Here is an 18,524-nt window from a genome sequence, read left to right on the forward strand (position 1 = left end):
TTTAGGGGGCTTTGTCTTACATTTGTTTTCTTTTAATGATATGAGAAGAAAATTATCCGTTTTCATCGCTGTAGCCCTCGTGCTGATGGCTTTCCGGGCAGACGCCTACCAGATCACTTTCAAAAGCAATTACACTTCGGGCAAAGCCTACCTGACTTATTACATGGGCAAAAATCTCAATATTGAGGATTCTGCCATGGTAAATGCAAAGGGGATCGCAATATTTAAAAACAGTAAGAAGCTGCCGGGCGGGATCTATGCGGTGGTTTTTCCCGGAAACAGGTTCTCCGCCGATTTTCTGATCGATAAGGAACAGGTGATCAGCATACAGGCCGATACCACCGACCTCACTAAAACCATTGTGACCGGCTCACCGGAAAACATTCTCTTTGAGCAATACCAGAAATTTACCGCGGTAAAAGGTGTACAGCTCACCACCGAACGTACGGCTTACCTGCAATCGACCACGGCCGCCGACAGCGCAAAACACGAAGCCGCTTATAATAAGTACAATACAGAACTGAATAATTACCGCACCAATCTCATCAAAACACACCCAAATTCATTGATGGCAGTACTGCTGAATGCCATGAAGGAGCCGCCTTACCCGGAAAAAGTGCCGGTAACCAGGCAGGATTCCCTGGATAATTATCATTATTACAAAACGCATTACTGGGATGGCATCAGCTTTATGGATGGCCGCATTGTGCGTACGCCCTTCTTCCTTCCCAAGCTGGAGCGGTATTATCGCGAAGTGATCGCCCAATCGCCCCCGGATTCCATCATTAAGGACATCGATTATAAATTGTTGCTGGCACGTACTGCCCCCGAAATGTATAAATACCTGCTCAACTGGCTGACGGATGAATACATCAACCCAAAGTACATGGGGCAGGATGCGGTATTTGTTCATTTATTCGATAAATACCACAGCAAAGGCCTTACGCCATGGCTCAACGAAAAACAGATGGAGGTCATCAGTCGCAGGGCATATATGCAAATGGCCAACCTCATTGGCGAAAAAGCGGCCAATCTCGAAATGCTGGATACGGCAGGCAAAGTAACACCGTTGTACGAAGTAGATGCCGATTACACGATCGTGCTTTTCTGGGATCCCACCTGCGGACATTGTAAGGAGGAGCTGCCGAGGATCGATTCTATCTACAACGCCAGCTGGAAAAAACTCAACCTCAAAATTTACGCGGTGCTCACCGAAGACCAGAAGCCGGAGTGGCTGAAATATATCCACGACCACAATCTGGGCGGCTGGGTAAACGTTTACCAGACGAAGGCGATGGCCGATGCGGATTTTGCCGCTTCCAGGCCGGGCTTCAGGCAGTTATTCGACGTGACGATGACCCCCACGATATTTTTGCTGGATAAAGACAAAAGGATCATCGGGAAGAAACTGAGCTGGCAGCAGATCAATGAACTTTTATTGGTTAAGACTAAAAATAAGAATGGATAATTTGTCAATGGATAATGGATAACGTTTCCAGCCTGAACAGCGTTCAATTATGTAAAGTATTTTCGGGTAAAAAACATTATCCATTATCCATTATCCATTGTCAATTAAGATATCTATTAAAATGTGTTTTCAATGAAAAAACTGTACATCATGTTCGTCGCTTCCGCCTGCATTGGCAGCGCAAGTGCGCAAACATTGATCACTTATGGCAACAGTACCGTAAGTAAAGACGAATTCTGGCGGGCATATAATAAGAACAAGCCTGTTGTGACCGACAAAGAAAAATCGGTAAGGGAATACCTGGAGTTGTATACCAATTTCAAGCTGAAGGTGAAAGCGGCGCAGGATCTGCGCATTGATACGCTTCAGCAGATCCAGTACGACGTACAGAACTTCAGGAACCAGGTGACGGAAAATTACCTCAGCGACGATAAGGGTTTCAAGCGCCTGCAGGACGAAGCATTCGACCGCAGCCAGAAAGATATACACGCCATCCATTTTTCGGTGCCGGTGGATACGGCCCATCCGGAGATTGCCCTTAAAGCGATCACAGAACTGCAGGCCGAACTGAAAGCTGGTAAAACAAATTATGCAGAGCTGTCAAAAACTGCGTCGGAAAAATATGGTGTGGTAAAACAAAACGACCTCGGTTTCATCACAGCATTTTCGGTACCGTACGAATACGAAAACATCATTTACAACACAAAACCAGGCGAAGTAAGCGCGCCTTACAGGTCGAGGTCCGGCTGGCATCTTTTTAAAGTACTGGAGCAAAAACCAGGCGCCGGAAAATGGAAAGTGGCGCAGATATTATTCGTATTTCCGCCAGATGCAGGCGCAGAAGTAAAAGCGCAGGTAAAACGCAAAGCCGATTCTGTATACGCTCTGCTGAGCAACGAAAAGATCAATTTTGCGGCAGCGGCAAAAACTTACAGCGATGATAAACTTACTTACCTCACCGAAGGTGAACTGCCGGAATTCGGTTCGGGCAAATACAGCTACGATTTTGAATCGGAGATATTCAGGTTGAAAAAAGACGGCGAGATAAGCAAACCTTTTGCCACCGCATACGGGTACCATATTGTAAAAAGGCTGGCGCAAAAGCCCGTTGTTACTGATAAAGCGGATGAAACCAACCAGTTTGAACTGAAGCAGAAAATAATGGCCGATGCCCGTATCAATGTGGAAAGGGAAAAATTTACCACGGAGATCATCAACCGGACAGGCATTAAAAAAACAAAACTTGTATCAGACGCTGATCTGTGGAGATACGCGGATACGATGCTTAAAGATTTTTCAATCGAACGTGCGGATCAGCAACCGATCAGCCGTAAAAAAGTAGTGACTTTTGCCGATGGCAGCGCACTCACCGGCAGCGACTGGTTGAAATTTGTGCGGTCTTATCGCTCATCCGAACAGAATGCCGGGGAAACCAATCAGCAGTTGTGGAACAAATTCATTTCTTTTTCCGCAGTGGATTATTACAAAAGTCATCTCGAAAAATACAATGAAGATTTTAAATTTCAGATGCAGGAATTCCGCGAAGGAAATATGCTTTTTGAAGTGATGGAGAGAAATGTGTGGAACAAAGCGGTAACAGATGCTCCGGGGTTGCAAAAATATTATGCGGAGCATAAAGAAAACTACAAATGGGCGCCCAGTGCCGATATCATCGTATTCAACTGCAGCACCGAAAAAGCAGCGCAAGAAGCCCTCGCAGCAATGAAAGCCGGAAAAGACTGGAAAAAGATCGCAGAAGAAAGTAACGCCACCATACAAACCGACAGCGGCAGGTATGAGCTCACGCAGATCATCGCGGCGGAATATACTTCCAAAGTAGAAGATGGCGCATACTCGCTCATTGCACCGGGCGGCGATGGCACAGCGGCATTTGTTAAATACCTGCACATTTACCCGGCCAATATGCAGCGCAGTTTTGAAGAGGCACGTGGCCTCGTGATCAACGATTACCAGGGGGTACTCGAAAAAAACTGGCTGCAGGTGCTCAGGGCAAAATACCCTGTAAAAGTGAATGAAGCGGTATTAAAAGACCTATTGAAATAAAAGATATCTGTTCTTTAAAAACGCCTGTCAACCCCGTTGGCAGGCTTTTTGTTTTAAGGGGGAGGAAGAAAGAAGTCAGATGTCAGTTGTGAGTTGCCGGCGATCTGGGAGAAGGTTAAACCGGGCGTGCTGAAAACCCACAACTGGCATCTGTCAACTATTTGACTGACAAGAAAAAACCTAAAAGAAAAAAAGTATGAAAAAATTATTTGTGATCCTGGTAGCATTAGCTGCAGGTGGGGCGGTAAATGCCCAGACATTTTATGCACAGGGGGGATTGAACCTGGCCAACATCTCTAAAAACGATGCGGGTGAAACCAACGACAGGAACACCCTCGCCACTTTCAATGCGGGAGCCATGGTGCGTTTCGGGCTTTCAAAAGTTTTTGACCTGGAAACCGGGTTATTGTTTACCGGCCGCGGAGCAAAATCCGACACTTATTTCGGCAGTAACGAAGATGACAACTACATCAAGGCGAAATTCAACCCTTATTACATTGAATTACCGTTGAATGCTGTGGTGAAATTTCCCCTTGCTGCGGATGGCAAAACAAACATTTTTGTAAATGCTGGCCCATATGTAGCAGTAGGTGTGGCAGGTAAATCAAAAGTTGAAAGTAAATTCCTGGGGGTAACTACCTCTTCCAGTGAAAGTATCAAATTCAACGATGATGATCCAACTACCAGCGGACAGGAAAATGCCCGCTACGACAGGCTGAAAAGATTTGATTATGGGCTGAATTTCGGCGCAGGGATCGACCTGGGAACAGTAATGTTGAAAGCCAATTACGGACTCGGTCTTGCAAAGATCAGTTCGCTGGAAACAAATAACAGTGATGATGACAAGAACAAATATCGTACACTGAGTATCTCTGTAGGTATTCCATTAGGAAGATAATGCACATTGAGCAATGAGCGGTTATCAAAAAGGCTTTCCAATTGGAAAGCCTTTTTTGTTTAAAAACCCCGGAGGTTTAAAAACCCTCCGGGGTTTTGTGGTTACAACTTACTCACCACATCCGCTACGATATTCGGTTTGCCAAGCGTATAATAATGCAATACAGGCACACCTGCTTTTTTCAATTCTTTCGATTGGTGCAATAACCATTCGGCTCCTACATTCTCCACTTCCGCATCGGTTTTACATTTCATCATTTCGCTGGAAAGCGCCGTAGGCAGGTCGATGCTGAAAATTTTTGGCAGCATCGTCAGCTGCTTGATATTGTACACCGGCTTCAGCCCCGGAATGATCGGAACCGTGATACCGATTTCCCTGCAGGAATTTACAAAAGAAAAATATTTCGAATTATCAAAAAACATCTGCGTAACGATATAATCGGCACCCGCGTCCACTTTTTTCTTCAGGTATTGAAGATCGCTGTCCATGTTCGGGGCTTCAAAATGTTTTTCCGGGTAACCGGCAACACCGATACAGAATTTTGTCTTGGAACTGTTTTTCAACCCCTCTTCCAGGTAAATGCCGGCATTGAGGTTATTGACCTGGTTTAAAAGATCGATGGCATATTTATGCCCGCCCGGTTCCGGTTCAAAACCCGCTTCGTTTTTTGCGGCATCACCGCGAAGCACCAGCACATTATCGATACCGAGATAGTTCAGGTTGATCAATGCGTCTTCCGTTTCGTTGATGTTGAACCCGCCACAGATCAGGTGGGGAACTGTATCCACATTATATTTATTCATGATGGCTGCACAGATGGATTCCGTACCCGGCCTTTTGCGGATCACTACTTTTTCGAAAGTACCATCCGCTTTTTTCTTGAATACATGCTCACTGCGGTGATAGGTAACATTGATGAAAGCAGGCTTATGCTCCATCAACGGATCGAGGTGCTGGTAAAGCGATTGTATGCCTTTGCCTTTCAACGGCGGAAGTATTTCAAAAGAAATAAGCGGCTCTGTGGCCTGATTGATATGGTCGATTACTTTCATGTATGATAAAATAGAGTGCAAAATTAGATATTTCACGCAAAGGCGCAAAGGAATTGTACGCTGAAGCTGTGTACCAGGCTGCCTCCTGAAGTTGTTATGTTGGCTCATCCATGAAATTGTAAGAACAAATTAACCTGGCCTTGGCGGGTCTTTGTGCCTTTGCGTGGAACAATCCCCTAATTTTGTTTCAAATAATAATAAGTGAGTCTCGTCATCCAAACAAACAACCTGGTTAAAGTATACGGCAGCCGTACGGTGGTAAACAATGTTTCTTTTAATGTGAAACAGGGAGAAATTGTGGGCCTGCTCGGCCCCAATGGTGCCGGTAAAACCACCTCTTTCTACCAGGTGGTAGGATTGGTAAAACCAGACAAGGGCGATGTTTTTCTCAATGATATCAATATCACCGATCTGCCGATGTACAAAAGAGCACAGATGGGCATCGGTTACCTGCCGCAGGAAGCCAGCGTTTTTCGCAAGTTGAGTGTGGAAGATAATATTACGGCAGTGCTGGAAATGACGAAGCTGAAAAAACCACAGCAAAAAGAAAAGCTGGAATCGCTGCTTGAAGAATTCCGCCTGCAGCATGTACGCAAAAACAATGGCGATACACTCAGTGGTGGAGAACGCCGCCGTACGGAGATCGCACGGGCATTGGCGGTGGATCCTAAATTCATCCTGCTCGATGAACCCTTTGCCGGTGTGGATCCCATAGCCGTGGAAGATATCCAGGAGATCATCGCAAAACTGAAATATAAAAATATCGGCATATTGATCACCGATCACAATGTGAACGAAACGCTTTCCATCTGCGACCGGGCCTACCTGCTGATCGATGGAAGTATTTTCAAGCACGGCACAGCCGAAGAACTGGCCGGAGACGAACAGGTGCGCAGGCTTTACCTGGGAAGGAATTTTGAATTGAAACGAAAAGACTACCTGCACGAGCAAGCTCGTGACAATTAAAAATTAAGAATTAAAAATTAATCATTTATGCGAAGGCAAATTGATCCCGGTGAACGATAGCCTTCGAAAGCTCAGGCTGAGAATTGTAGGCATTTCGACTATGATGTTCTCTTAATTTTTAATTTTTAATTTTTAATTCTTAATTTCCCCGCATGAAGTTGCTTTCACCCGCAATATCAAAACTTGCCCGCATGCGTTTCTGGCGTATTGCCAACTGGAAGAATAATCCAATCGCCGCACAACGTCATGTGCTACAGCACCTCATTACCGCCGCACAATACACCGAATTCGGCAAGAAATACAACTTCACACGCCTATTTACCGTAAAAGAATTTAAGGCGAAAGTTCCCATACAGGATTACGAAAGCCTGAAACCCTATATCCACAGGATGATGGAAGGCGAGGAAAATGTGCTGTGGAACGAACCGGTCAACTGGTTCGCCAAATCTTCTGGCACTACCAGCGACAAGAGCAAATACATTCCCATCAGCAATGAAAGCCTGCAAAACAACCACTACAAGGCCAATAAAGATGTGCTGACCAATTATTACAATAACTTTCCCGGCAGCGACCTGCTTACCGGAAAAGGCCTGGTGGTAGGCGGTTCGCACCAGATAAGCAAAGTAAGCGACGATATACAGTATGGAGACCTGAGCGCCGTGCTTATGCAAAATTCACCCTTCTGGGGACAATGGCTGCGCACTCCCGAGCTCAGCATCGCCCTGCTCGACGAATGGGAGAACAAAATTGAGAAGCTGGCGCAAACCACTTCCAATGAAAATGTGACCTCCCTTGCCGGCGTTCCCACCTGGACATTGATCTTGTTAAAGAGAATACTGGAAATAAAAAACAAACAGACCATCGCCGAAGTGTGGCCCAATCTTGAACTGTACATCAACGGCGGAGTTTCGTTTGTGCCTTACCGTGAGCAGTTTGAAAAGATCATCGGCAAACCCATCAATTACCTGGAAGTATACAATGCCAGCGAAGGTTTTTTTGCGGCGCAGGAACATCCCGAAGATGAAGGGATGACCTTGTATACCGAGCATGGTATTTTTTACGAATTCATGCCGGTGGAAGAATACGGAAAGGAAAAACCGCAAACGATCGGCCTGAAGGAAGTGCAGCTGAACAAACAATATGCGCTTGTGATCAGCACCACCGGCGGCCTGTGGCGCTATCTTGTCGGCGATACGGTGCAGTTTACATCGCTCCACCCCTACCAGATAAAAGTGAGCGGCCGGCTCAAGCATTATATCAACGCCTTTGGCGAAGAAGTGATCGTAGACAACAGCGATCACGCCATTGCCATAGCATGTGCCCGTACCGGCAGCGTGGTGAATGATTATACGGCAGCGCCGGTTTATTTCAGCGAGGGGCGCAATGGTTGCCACGAGTGGCTGATAGAATTTGATCAACCGCCCGCAGACCTTGCGGCATTTACCCGTGAGCTCGACAGCGCTTTAAAAAGCGTAAACAGCGACTACGAAGCCAAACGCTACAACAGCATCGCACTCACCATTCCCGAAGTGCATATATTACCCAAGGGTATTTTTGCCGGATGGCTGCAAAGCAAAGGAAAGATCGGTGGCCAGCATAAAGTACCTAGGCTCAGCAATGACAGGAAGATCATCGAGGAGATATTGGCGATGAGGGAGATGGCATAGTTTTTTGACTGAAATGATCTTTAACTTTTATTGCAATGAACACCTTTGATTTCTTGAATAAATAGTATACATTTGCAATATCAATCCCTCGCACGCCTCTGAATGTAAGCGCAATTTGCGGGGCTTTTTTTTGCCTTTTGCCCAATGAAATACACTAAAACACCAGAAACTCCCGAACAATGTTGCGAAATTCTCAAGAATCGAGGATTGATTATCAATGATCCGGACCGGGCAATAAAATATCTTACTAATGTTGGTTATTTTAGGTTGACAGGCTACATGTTTCATTTACAAAGTAACGATGGCAAACACACTTTTATTGATGGAACTAAATTCGACGATATAATTGCACTCTATCAATTTGATAAAAAACTGCGGGGAATAATTTCGGAATATCTTGAGAGAATTGAAATTTGTTTAAGGGCTAAGTTGACGGATAAATACAGTATTACCAATGGATTCTTTTGGTATAATGACAGAGAACTATTCGAAGACGCCGAGATATTCGATACTATCAATAGAGAGATTAAAGATACTTTTGATGACCCAAAAGAACTTTTTCTTAAAAGATTTAAAAGTAAATATGTAGATGAAGATATGCCACCTTCCAGCATGGCTCTTGAAATTTTATCTTTGGGAAAACTAGCCAGGTTATATAAAGCGTTAAAAAATAAGAATGGCAAATCAGAGATTGCCACTGAGTTTAACTTACCTTCCTCTACAATTACATCATGGTATATTTATTTAGCGAATGTTCGCAATATTTGCGCACATCATTCACGCTTATGGAATAAAAAGGTTACAGCAGACAGACCACAATTTCCTACCCGAGAAAAATATAAATTCAAAGGCGAAAATTTCGAAGATTCAAATACAACACTTTATGGAATTATTTCCATGATTGATAGATTATTAATTTCTTTTAATCCTAAAAATACTTTTACATCTAAAATTGAGAATTTAATCCGCGAGTATTCGATTAATTGTTTGTTGATGGGTTTTCCGGAAGATTGGGAAAAAACCGCAAATTGGCGGTGCAGATAAACACCCTTCAGAAATTTTTAATAATACAGCAAATGTATATACACAGCGGGTATGTTTCAATCACATAATCCCCTAGTTTTGCTACAACAACCGTAGCATGAAAAAAAGCGCCTACATCTTATTGTTCTCCTGCCTTATCTTATTTCAAAGCTGTTTTGAAATTATCGAACAGGTATTCATCAAAAACGATGGCTCCGGCAATTTCCAGCTGGTGATCAATCTCAGCAAAAGCAAGACCCGCGTGAATTCCATCATGAAAATGAAAACGGTGAATGGCCACGATGTGCCTACCAAAGCGGAGATCACCGAAAAAGTTGCGGCGATAGAAAAAACGATTGCCGGTACGGCAGGCATCAGCAATGTGAAAACGAATCTTGATTTTACCAATTATATCGCTACCCTTACCTGCGATTTCAGCAAAGTGGCACAATTGAATACTGTGGTGAAAAATATCAACGATAAGGAGAAGGGCAAACAGAAAACGGAAAAGAGTTTTGACCTGGATGCCGCTACCAACGTATTTTCCCGGCTGAACAAATTTCAGTTCAAAGAAGACTATAATAAGATGAGCAATGCCGATAAGGAGATATTTTCCGGCGCAAATTACACCGCCATCTATAAATTTGAAAAACCGGTATCGCTGGTTTCCAATAAAGACGCCAACATTTCACCGAGCAAAAAAGCGGTGATGCTGAAGCTGAATGTGCTCGACATCATCACCAACAAAAAATCGATCGAAAACAAGATCACCATTACCAAATAACAGTCATGAAAAAATTTTTCTTCGCCCTTTCTCTTTCCTGTAGCCTTGTAACCGTGAGCTTTGCACAGGACCTGTTGACCAAAGTACCGTCAAATGCAACCGTTGTAATTAAATATTCAAAGGACAACTTCGGGAAAAGTGTTCCGCTTACAAAACTGGATAGTTATGGATTCATCCGCAACGAATTCTTCAAAATGCTGAAGATGGACACACTAACTTCAATGGACAATACCGGGATAGATCTTTTATCTGACAGTTACCAATATGTAGACCTGGGCGATAGCACAAAAAGTTTTGTAACGCTCATTCACCTCAGCGACAGCAGCAAATTCGCCCGTTTCCTCAATCCTTCGGTATCCAAAAAAAACAAACCGGAAGTGCAGAACGGGTTTCGCCTGATCTCTCTTTCTGATGAAACCTATGTGGCGTTAAATGACAAGATCGCGATGATTGCTACGGTGAGTTATGATGACCGGGGAAATTATTACGACCGGGAATATAATAATGGGTCGGATTCGGTATATGTGGGATCAGATTCCGTGTTTGTTGGAGATGTAGAAGTTGTACCGCCGCCACCTCCACCTCCGGCCCCGAAATACAAACAGCCGGCAAAGCAAAAACCGGTTGTGAAAGCGGCACCGGGAAAAGCGAAGACCAAACCTACAGCCAAAGCCAAACCAAAAGCCAAACCAAAGCCTCCCCGTCTGCCAAAACCTACATTGGAGGATAAAATAGAAGAAGTAACGGTAGAAACCACCATCGATGGTATTAAATATAACTATGATGATAGTGTAGATAACGTGAAGCGTGAAGTATTTTATCAGCAGCAGGAAATAAAAAGGAAGCAAGTGCAGCATGACCTTGCCGTAACAACAGCTACGCAGATATTTTCAGGAAATATAGCTTCCATTGCAAATGATGTGAGCTATAAAAAACTCATCGATCCTGCGGCACACGTAAGCATCTGGATGAATTCCAACGACCTGGTATCGCAGTATTCCCGCTTTTTTTCAAGGGCATGGAATGGCTCATATCGTTACCCGACAAGGTTTACAAAAGACAGCCTGGCCGGCTTCAATGCTGGCACCAATGTATATTTTGAAAACGACAAGATACGGGCGGAACAAAAAACATTTTCAGCCGATAAAGGGTTGTCGGAACTGGGACAATCGATCATGAACAGCAAACAAAATCCTTCCCTGGCAGGATTCGTAAATCCCGGCAATATCGGTTACCTCTCCATGAGCGTGAATACAGAAGCCATGGCGAATTATTATTACCGCCTGATCCGGCAATATCTTTCAGATAACCGATACATGCGGGAATACAGCGATATCGTTGATATCTATATCGATTTCCTGGAAATAGCGATCGATGAAAAAGCATTGGCGGAATTATCGCCGGGCAATTTTCTTTTTGTAATGCATGACCTGAAAACGAAAACAGTAACGTATACAGACTACAGCTACGACAGCGAATACAACAAGACTGAAACCAAAGGTACCCGTAAAGAAATTTCGCCCGACTTCAGCTTTGTGATGGAAACAAAAAAAGACGCATTCATGCAGAAGCTGGCGAAACTGCCATTGAAATATGCAGAGAAAGAACATTATAAATATTTCGACAGGGGCGGCTATTACGAATTGGAGATGGATAGTTCCGATATCATAGGCAATCTTTATTTTATGGTAAAAGACGGAAAAGCATTGGTGACCACATCAAAAACCGTGGTGGACCTGGCTTTGACGAACAAAGGGTTTGAGCTGGATAACGAAACAAAAAAATCGATCCTCAATAATAACTATTCGATGAAACTGAATTCTTCGCGGATGCTCGAAAAACTCAGTGGCGAGTTCACCACAACAGTAAATAAAAAAGTAACTGATTACCTCATCGATAATATCGGCGATGTGCGTATGGAAAGTTCTGTAAAAGACGGAATGATACAAAGCACCACTACCATGGCCATCAAAGGCAAACACAATAACAGCCTGGAGTTCTTCTTTAATATGATAGATTCTATTAACGACATCATTGAAAAAGACAAGCAGGAAAAATTAAACCGGGTGGATTAAGATGAAAAAAAGAAAATGGCTTTTGCTGGTATTGTTGGCATTGGCCATTTGGGGCTATATAGGTCTTTTTTATAAAACCTATAGCCGCGAAATGGTGCCTAAAAACGCCGATGCCATATTGATGCTTGATGTAAAACGCATTACCAACACGCTCATCTGGAACACCATCACCACACCCGGCCAATGGAAAATTGGGCGTATTTTTTCAAAACGAAAGAAGGAAGTGCGGCTGAAAGACATGATCGATATCCCGGATTATGTGATGGCATTTCACGTAAAAGGGCAGCCTGTGGGAGCCTGGTTTCTGACACTGGATATAGGTGATGAGGAAGATTTTCAAAACGGGCTGCAGCAATATCATTTTGTAAAAAGCGGCCACAATGAATATGTCAACGCCGGTTTTCGGGTGCTTAAAAACGGCGGCAGGATATTGCTGGGCAGGTCTTCCGAAAAATACCGGGCAGGGTTCAACGAAGTTGCGCATGAATTATTTGTACAAAAAGAATATGTGGCAGATCAAATGATCCGTAAAGCCATCCGTGCAAAAAGCCACCTGGCGCTCCAGGTAAACCCGGGAACCATCATGGAAAGCGACGGCCTGCTCACCGCAAATTTTGACAAAGAAAAAATATCTGTTGAAGGAAAATTCACGCCGCGGGCGGAATATGTTCCGGAGGAAATGAAATTCAGCTATCGCAAATATTCGTTTTGCAACATCGGCTTTGTTCAACCGCCCCATGCGGCCTATTCTTTATTGAGCGACAGCACCAAACAAAAAATTAAACGTGCGGTTAATATCGATATAGACTCTGTTTTTCTTCCCGGCAAAAATTCATATTATTTCGATTTCAATGGGATAGTTACCCGATCTGATACGGCCATCACGTATGAAATGGATGAAGATTTCAACAGGGTTGAAAAAAAAGTACTGAATAAAGTAACTGAGCCTTCATACAGCTTGATGATATCCGGCGATAGCGTGAAAAACATTTACCGATATTTTAAACGAAACGATCTGGTAGAAAAAACAGATAAGGGGGAGCTTTTCAGACCGATGCCATTAGTAGCTTCTTACGTGCAACTACCCAATGACACCCAGATAAATATAAGTTCATTTAATTATTCCCCTTCAGCGGACATCCAGGAGATCAGTTGCCTGTTTTTTCAACGGGTGAGGCTGGAGATCACGGATGAATTTTGGAAATTAATGCCGGAAGGTTTTAGAGGTCTGATGGGGAATGTTTCGCTGATAATGTTGCAGGCAAATAAAAAAGGAAAAGAAGTAATTGTATCAGGTACTATACAGAAAAAGAAAAACGATCTGCCGGTCATAAAATTATGACGAACCCAGAAAGGGGTCAATTTACCTTCGCCATGGGTTTCAACCCATAGCACGGAAAAATTAATTATTTTTGTCCGAATCATTTCAACTCAAAAATCAAGGATATGTTATTAGAAGGAAAAGTAGCCATCGTAACCGGCGCAGCCCGTGGTATCGGTGAAGCCATCGTATATAAATTTGCGGAGCATGGAGCTAAAGTGGCTTTCAGCTATGTGAGCGACAGCAGTGCTGAAAAAGCGGCGGCTATTGAGCAAAAACTGAATGTGAATGGTGTGGTGGTAAAAGGCTACAAGACCAATGCGGCAGATTTTGCGGCAAGTGAACAGTTTGTGAATGATGTATTGAAAGAATTTGGCAAGATCGATATCTGTGTGAACAATGCGGGTATTTCTAAAGATAACCTGCTCCTGCGCATGACGCCTGAGCAATGGGACGAAGTAATGAACGTGAACCTGAAAAGTGTTTTTAATATGACGAAGCAGGTGATCAGGCCGATGATGAAAGCGAAAAGCGGAAGTATCATCAACATGAGCAGCGTGATCGGTGAAATGGGCAATGCGGGGCAGAGCAGTTATGCCGCCAGCAAAGCGGGTATCATCGGGTTTACCAAAAGCGTGGCAAAAGAACTCGGCAGCCGCAATATCCGCAGCAACGCAATTGCGCCGGGCTTTGTAGAAACAGACATGACGAGTTACCTCAAAGAAGGCGAAGGAGCCGAAAAATATAAAGCCGGCATTCCACTGGGAAGATTTGCCAGTGCGGAAGATATCGCCAATGTGACTTTGTTCCTCGCCAGCGACCTGAGCAGTTATATCACCGGGCAGACGATCAGTGCCTGCGGCGGGTTGAATATTTAAACGAAAAATAAGGAATAAAAAATAAGGAATAAGAAGGTGAACGAACGTTAAATTTAGTGTTCAAACTTCCTTATTCCTTATTTTTTATTCCTTATTCCTTATTTTTGTCTGACTCTGATGAGAAAATTCTTTACTATATTATTCCTGCTTATTATCAGCATACAGTTTTTGCCTATTAAACAAATGGGTAAGTGTTTGTTTGATGGCCAGTTTGTAGAGGAAGAAGTAAGTAAAAAGGGCATCGAAAAATCCAAATCGACCGAACCCGGAAAAGACCTCATCTTTTTCAATCTTTCTCCCGATGCCATCTATGTAAAGGCTGAAAATTTTTCCAGCAGGAAAACGGCGTTGCATACCCCGCCAGTCACCGACATCATCGCTCCCCCTCCAAATGCTTAGTTAACGGTACTCCTTGTCTCAGGGCCTGCACTGTCATGCCTTGTATTTCCTGTTAATTTACTAAAGCATAATAATGAAAAAATATTTTCAGGGTGTAGGCTCAGATCTGCCTGCATCAATCGTTGTATTCCTTGTGGCCGTACCGCTTTGCCTGGGCGTGGCTGTTGCCAGCGGCGCACCGCCATTTACCGGGCTTATAGCCGGTATGACGGGTGGTATTGTGGTAGGTTTTATAAGTAAAAGCCAGTTGAGCGTGAGTGGTCCCGCTGCGGGACTTACCGCCATCGTTGCGGCAGCGATCTTAAAAATGCCGGTGATCGAAGCGTTTTTCCTGGCCGTTGTACTGTCTGGTATCCTGCAGATCATCATGGGTATATTCAAGCTGGGCGTGATTGGCGATTATGTTCCAAACAGTGTGATCAAAGGCATGCTCGCGGCCATCGGTATCATTCTTATCCTGAAGCAGATCCCTTACCTGGTAGGTTACAAGACCAGCTTTGAGGGGGATGAAACATTCATTGAGGCTTCCGGTGAAAATACTTTTTCTTCCGTGCTCAATTCGCTGAACCATCTTACGCCTATCGCGGTGGCAATCGGCATATTGGGGATTTTGATCCTGATCGGCTTTGAAACAAAATGGATGAAAAAGCAGAAGATCTTCAACATCCTCAGCGGCCCGTTGGTAGTGGTGATAGTGGGGGTATTGATCAACATTTTCCTTGGCGACCTCGATCATAAACTCACCAATAAAGAAGCGCAGCTGGTAAACATCCCGGTAGCAGGAAGTGCGGCAGAATTCCTTTCTTTCTTCAAACTGCCCGACTGGTCGGCGATCACCAATCCGGATGTATGGTTTACCGCCATCACACTGGCATTGGTGGCTTCGCTGGAAACCTTGCTGGGTATCGAGGCGGTGGATAAACTCGATCCGCTGAAAAGGGCGACACCTTCCAACAGGGAATTGGTGGCGCAGGGTACGGGTAACATCGTGAGCGGACTACTTGGCGGGTTGCCCGTAACCAGTGTGATCGTACGAAGCAGCGCGAATGTGAATGCAGGGGCTAAAACAAAAGTGAGTACTATCTTACATGGGGTACTGATCCTGCTGTGCGTATTTTTTGTTCCCAACATGCTCAACATGATCCCGCTGGCGGCACTCGCAGCCATCCTGATCTTTACGGGGTACAAACTGGCAAAAGTGACCTTGTTCATAGATTACTATAAACGCGGATGGGACCAGTTCATTCCGTTCATTGTTACTATCATCGCCATCGTACGCATCGATCTGCTGAAGGGTGTGTTGATCGGTATCGCTACCGGTATTTTCTACATCATCCGCGGCAACTTCCGTACAGCGATCTTCACAGTAAAAGACAAGGATTACTACCTGATCAGGCTACGGAAAGACATTTCGTTTTTCAGCAAACCAAAACTGAAAAAAGAGCTCGAAGCGATCCCGGAAAATTCGAAACTGATGATAGATCTGACCAAAGCGGAATTCATCGACAAGGATATCATTGAAACGATCAACGAATTTACAGCGCATGCAGCCCTGAAAAATATCGGTGTTACATTGAATAAAAGCATGTACAACGAATCGCACCAGCTGATAGATACGAAACAATTTAATGTAGACGATTCCGCTCATTAGAATAAGCAATAAGAAATTTGAAATAAAAAATCATCAACAATTTTATCATTAATCAATCAACAATTTTATATATGCAAGCTTACGAAAAGTTACTTTTAGAAAACAAGGCCTGGGCAGCAGAACAACAAACCAGCGACCCTGAATTTTTCAAGCGCCTTGCGGCTCAGCAAACACCTAAATTTTTGTGGATCGGCTGTGCCGATAGCCGTGTACCGGCAGATAAGATCACCGGAACCGAACCAGGGGAAATATTCGTGCACCGCAACATCGCGAACCTGGTGGTAAATACCGATATCAACATGCTCAGCGTATTGCAATATGCAGTGGAAGTGCTGGGAGTGGAACATGTGATCGTATGCGGCCATTATGGCTGCGGTGGTGTGAAAGCGGCGATGCAGAATCACCATTATGGCATCATCAACCATTGGCTGAAAGAGATCAAGGATACTTACCGCCATCAACGTGATGTGGTAGACGTATTACCTACAGAAGAAGAAAGGGTGAACAAGATGGTAGAGCTGAACGTGATCGAGCAGGTGTTCAACCTGGCGAAAACCTCCATCATTCAGCAGGCATGGAAAAAGAACAAACGCCCGCAGCTGCATGGCTGGGTATACGGATTAACGGACGGTATCATCAAGCCGGTGTGTGAGATGGATGCTGAATCGAAGATCGATCCGTTGTATGAATACGATAATCTGTAAAAATGGATGATGTATGATGTGAGATGTATGATGTCTTTCGGATGGAACGACTATCATTTTATGAATGAGTTTCCAGCCTGAAGAAATCATACATCATACATCTCACATCATACATCTATCTTATCTTTGCAGGGCTAATCACTTCTTCCATGGCTTTTGCAAGAAAGATAAGATATGGCTTCAGGCAACATTTTCTCCTTTTTACGACTACGGTTAAAACGATCTTTTGATAATATCAGGAGCGAGCGTTTAAAGCATAATGTACTACAGGCGCTTCCTTTCTGGATCGGCTCATTGATTACCGGGCTTGTAGCGGTAGGGTATGCAAAATTATTTGCCCTCGCCGAAAAAGGCACTTCTTATATTTTCCATCATACTTCGTGGCTTTTTTTTATCATTACGCCTTTATGTTTTTTATTGTCGTGGTGGCTGGTGAAAAAATACTCACCATACTCCCGTGGAAGCGGCATACCGCAGGTGATGGCGGCCATTGAGCTGGCTAACCCGAAAGAGCATCATAAGATCAACAAGTTGCTTAGCCTGCGGGTTGTAGTGGTGAAAATAGTGTCCAGCGTGGTGATGGTGATGGGGGGAGGCGTGATCGGCAGGGAAGGGCCAACCATTCAGATAGCAGGATCCATCTTCCGCAAAATAAATGAATGGCTACCGGAATGGTGGCCAAAAGTTTCCAAACGCAATATGATCATGACCGGAGCAGCGGCAGGATTGGCAGCCGCTTTCAATACACCTTTGGGGGGAATCGTATTTGCTGTGGAAGAACTGACCAAAACACATATCAGTTATTTCAAGACTGCATTGTTTACTGCGGTTATCATTGCCGGCCTTACGGCACAGGCTATTCTCGGGCCATACCTTTATCTCGGTTATCCCGACGTACAACATTTGTCTTCATGGATGTTCCTGCTCCTTGTCCCCGTTGCGGTCATCGCCGGGCTCGGCGGCAGCGGAATGGCAAAAATTATCCTGGGTATTTTCAAATGGAAGTCAACGTTCACATACAAATATAGTCACGTCATTTTCGTTGTAATTGCCGGACTGGTATTGGCTACCATGGCGTATTTCATCAGCGGGGATGTATTTGGTTCAGGAAAGGAGATAATGACACAAACACTTTTTACCGCTGATAAACATGTAAGCTGGTATACCCCGTTTTTACGCATATTCGGCCCCATCATCTCCTTCACTACGGGAGGAGCAGGAGGTGTGTTTGCGCCGGCGTTGAGTGCAGGAGCCAGCATCGGCTCGGTAATGTCGGGGTGGTTTGCCTTGTCGCCCACCGATAGCAACCTGCTGATACTTTGCGGCATGGTAGGGTTTTTAACCGGCGTCACCCGTACCCCATTTACCTCCGCGATCCTTGTTCTTGAAATGACCGACCGGCATAATGTGATCTTTCACCTGATGCTGGCGGGTTTGGTGGCAAACCTGGTATCGGTGCTCATAGACAAGCATTCGTTTTACGACCATTTGAAATATCAATACAAACACGAGATATTGAAAGAAGAAAAAGAGCATGTATGATGTATGATGTGAGATGTCTTTCGGATGAAACG

The 18,524-nt window shown here is 44.3% G+C and carries 15 protein-coding genes; 14 read left to right on the forward strand and 1 reads right to left on the reverse strand.

Annotated elements, in window-relative coordinates:
- The first annotated feature begins 40 nt into the window (after window positions 1-40).
- From EGI32_RS17990 to EGI32_RS18000, 3 genes are all read left to right on the forward strand, one after another.
- Entirely contained in the window at window positions 41-1,468 is a 1,428-nt protein-coding gene (locus EGI32_RS17990; protein WP_255156761.1) for a redoxin domain-containing protein, read from the forward strand.
- A gap of 132 nt (window positions 1,469-1,600) precedes the next feature.
- A complete protein-coding gene (locus EGI32_RS17995) occupies window positions 1,601-3,532 on the forward strand; it encodes a peptidylprolyl isomerase (RefSeq protein ID WP_255156763.1) in 1,932 nt (643 codons plus the stop codon).
- Window positions 3,533-3,728: 196 nt separating this feature from the next.
- Complete coding sequence (locus tag EGI32_RS18000) at window positions 3,729-4,430, forward strand: porin family protein (protein ID WP_255156765.1); 702 nt, start codon at window positions 3,729-3,731, stop codon at window positions 4,428-4,430.
- A gap of 101 nt (window positions 4,431-4,531) precedes the next feature.
- Here EGI32_RS18000 and metF read toward each other — a convergent pair whose 3' ends face one another.
- Entirely contained in the window at window positions 4,532-5,482 is a 951-nt protein-coding gene (gene metF, locus EGI32_RS18005) for a methylenetetrahydrofolate reductase [NAD(P)H] (protein ID WP_255156767.1), read from the reverse strand.
- Window positions 5,483-5,683: 201 nt separating this feature from the next.
- On the opposite strand from metF, the gene lptB reads away from it, so the two are divergent.
- The 11 genes from lptB (at window position 5,684) to EGI32_RS18060 (ending at window position 18,492) form a co-directional block, all read left to right on the forward strand.
- Window positions 5,684-6,448, forward strand: a complete 765-nt coding sequence (gene lptB, locus EGI32_RS18010; protein ID WP_255156769.1) for an LPS export ABC transporter ATP-binding protein — start codon at window positions 5,684-5,686, stop codon at window positions 6,446-6,448.
- A 152-nt stretch (window positions 6,449-6,600) separates the two neighbouring features.
- Window positions 6,601-8,115 carry a GH3 auxin-responsive promoter family protein gene (locus EGI32_RS18015; RefSeq protein WP_255156771.1) on the forward strand — a complete coding sequence of 505 codons (1,515 nt, stop codon included), beginning with the start codon at window positions 6,601-6,603 and terminating at the stop codon, window positions 8,113-8,115.
- A gap of 144 nt (window positions 8,116-8,259) precedes the next feature.
- Complete coding sequence (locus EGI32_RS18020; protein WP_255156773.1) at window positions 8,260-9,159, forward strand: Abi family protein; 900 nt, start codon at window positions 8,260-8,262, stop codon at window positions 9,157-9,159.
- Window positions 9,160-9,256: 97 nt separating this feature from the next.
- Window positions 9,257-9,922: a hypothetical protein gene (locus EGI32_RS18025; protein ID WP_255156775.1), complete on the forward strand. Its 666-nt coding sequence runs from the start codon at window positions 9,257-9,259 to the stop codon at window positions 9,920-9,922.
- 5 nt (window positions 9,923-9,927) lie between these two features.
- Window positions 9,928-11,997, forward strand: coding sequence for a DUF4836 family protein (locus tag EGI32_RS18030; protein ID WP_255156777.1), 2,070 nt, complete (start codon window positions 9,928-9,930; stop codon window positions 11,995-11,997).
- A gap of 1 nt (window position 11,998) precedes the next feature.
- A complete protein-coding gene (locus EGI32_RS18035) occupies window positions 11,999-13,339 on the forward strand; it encodes a hypothetical protein (RefSeq protein WP_255156779.1) in 1,341 nt (446 codons plus the stop codon).
- A 104-nt stretch (window positions 13,340-13,443) separates the two neighbouring features.
- A complete protein-coding gene (fabG, locus tag EGI32_RS18040) occupies window positions 13,444-14,196 on the forward strand; it encodes a 3-oxoacyl-[acyl-carrier-protein] reductase (protein ID WP_255156781.1) in 753 nt (250 codons plus the stop codon).
- 183 nt (window positions 14,197-14,379) lie between these two features.
- Window positions 14,380-14,595 carry a hypothetical protein gene (locus tag EGI32_RS18045; protein WP_255156783.1) on the forward strand — a complete coding sequence of 72 codons (216 nt, stop codon included), beginning with the start codon at window positions 14,380-14,382 and terminating at the stop codon, window positions 14,593-14,595.
- Window positions 14,596-14,668: 73 nt separating this feature from the next.
- On the forward strand, window positions 14,669-16,246 hold the full coding sequence (locus EGI32_RS18050; RefSeq protein ID WP_255156786.1) for a SulP family inorganic anion transporter: 1,578 nt from the start codon (window positions 14,669-14,671) through the stop codon (window positions 16,244-16,246).
- Between the two features lie 71 nt (window positions 16,247-16,317).
- Window positions 16,318-16,950 (forward strand): carbonate dehydratase, encoded by a 633-nt coding sequence (gene can, locus EGI32_RS18055; RefSeq protein ID WP_255156788.1) that lies wholly within the window; start codon window positions 16,318-16,320, stop codon window positions 16,948-16,950.
- A 174-nt stretch (window positions 16,951-17,124) separates the two neighbouring features.
- Window positions 17,125-18,492 carry a chloride channel protein gene (locus EGI32_RS18060; protein WP_255156790.1) on the forward strand — a complete coding sequence of 456 codons (1,368 nt, stop codon included), beginning with the start codon at window positions 17,125-17,127 and terminating at the stop codon, window positions 18,490-18,492.
- The last annotated feature ends 32 nt before the right edge of the window (window positions 18,493-18,524 follow it).

The sequence above is a fragment of the Ferruginibacter sp. HRS2-29 genome, from assembly GCF_024343615.1.
In the GTDB taxonomy this organism is placed as follows: Bacteria; Bacteroidota; Bacteroidia; order Chitinophagales; family Chitinophagaceae; genus Ferruginibacter.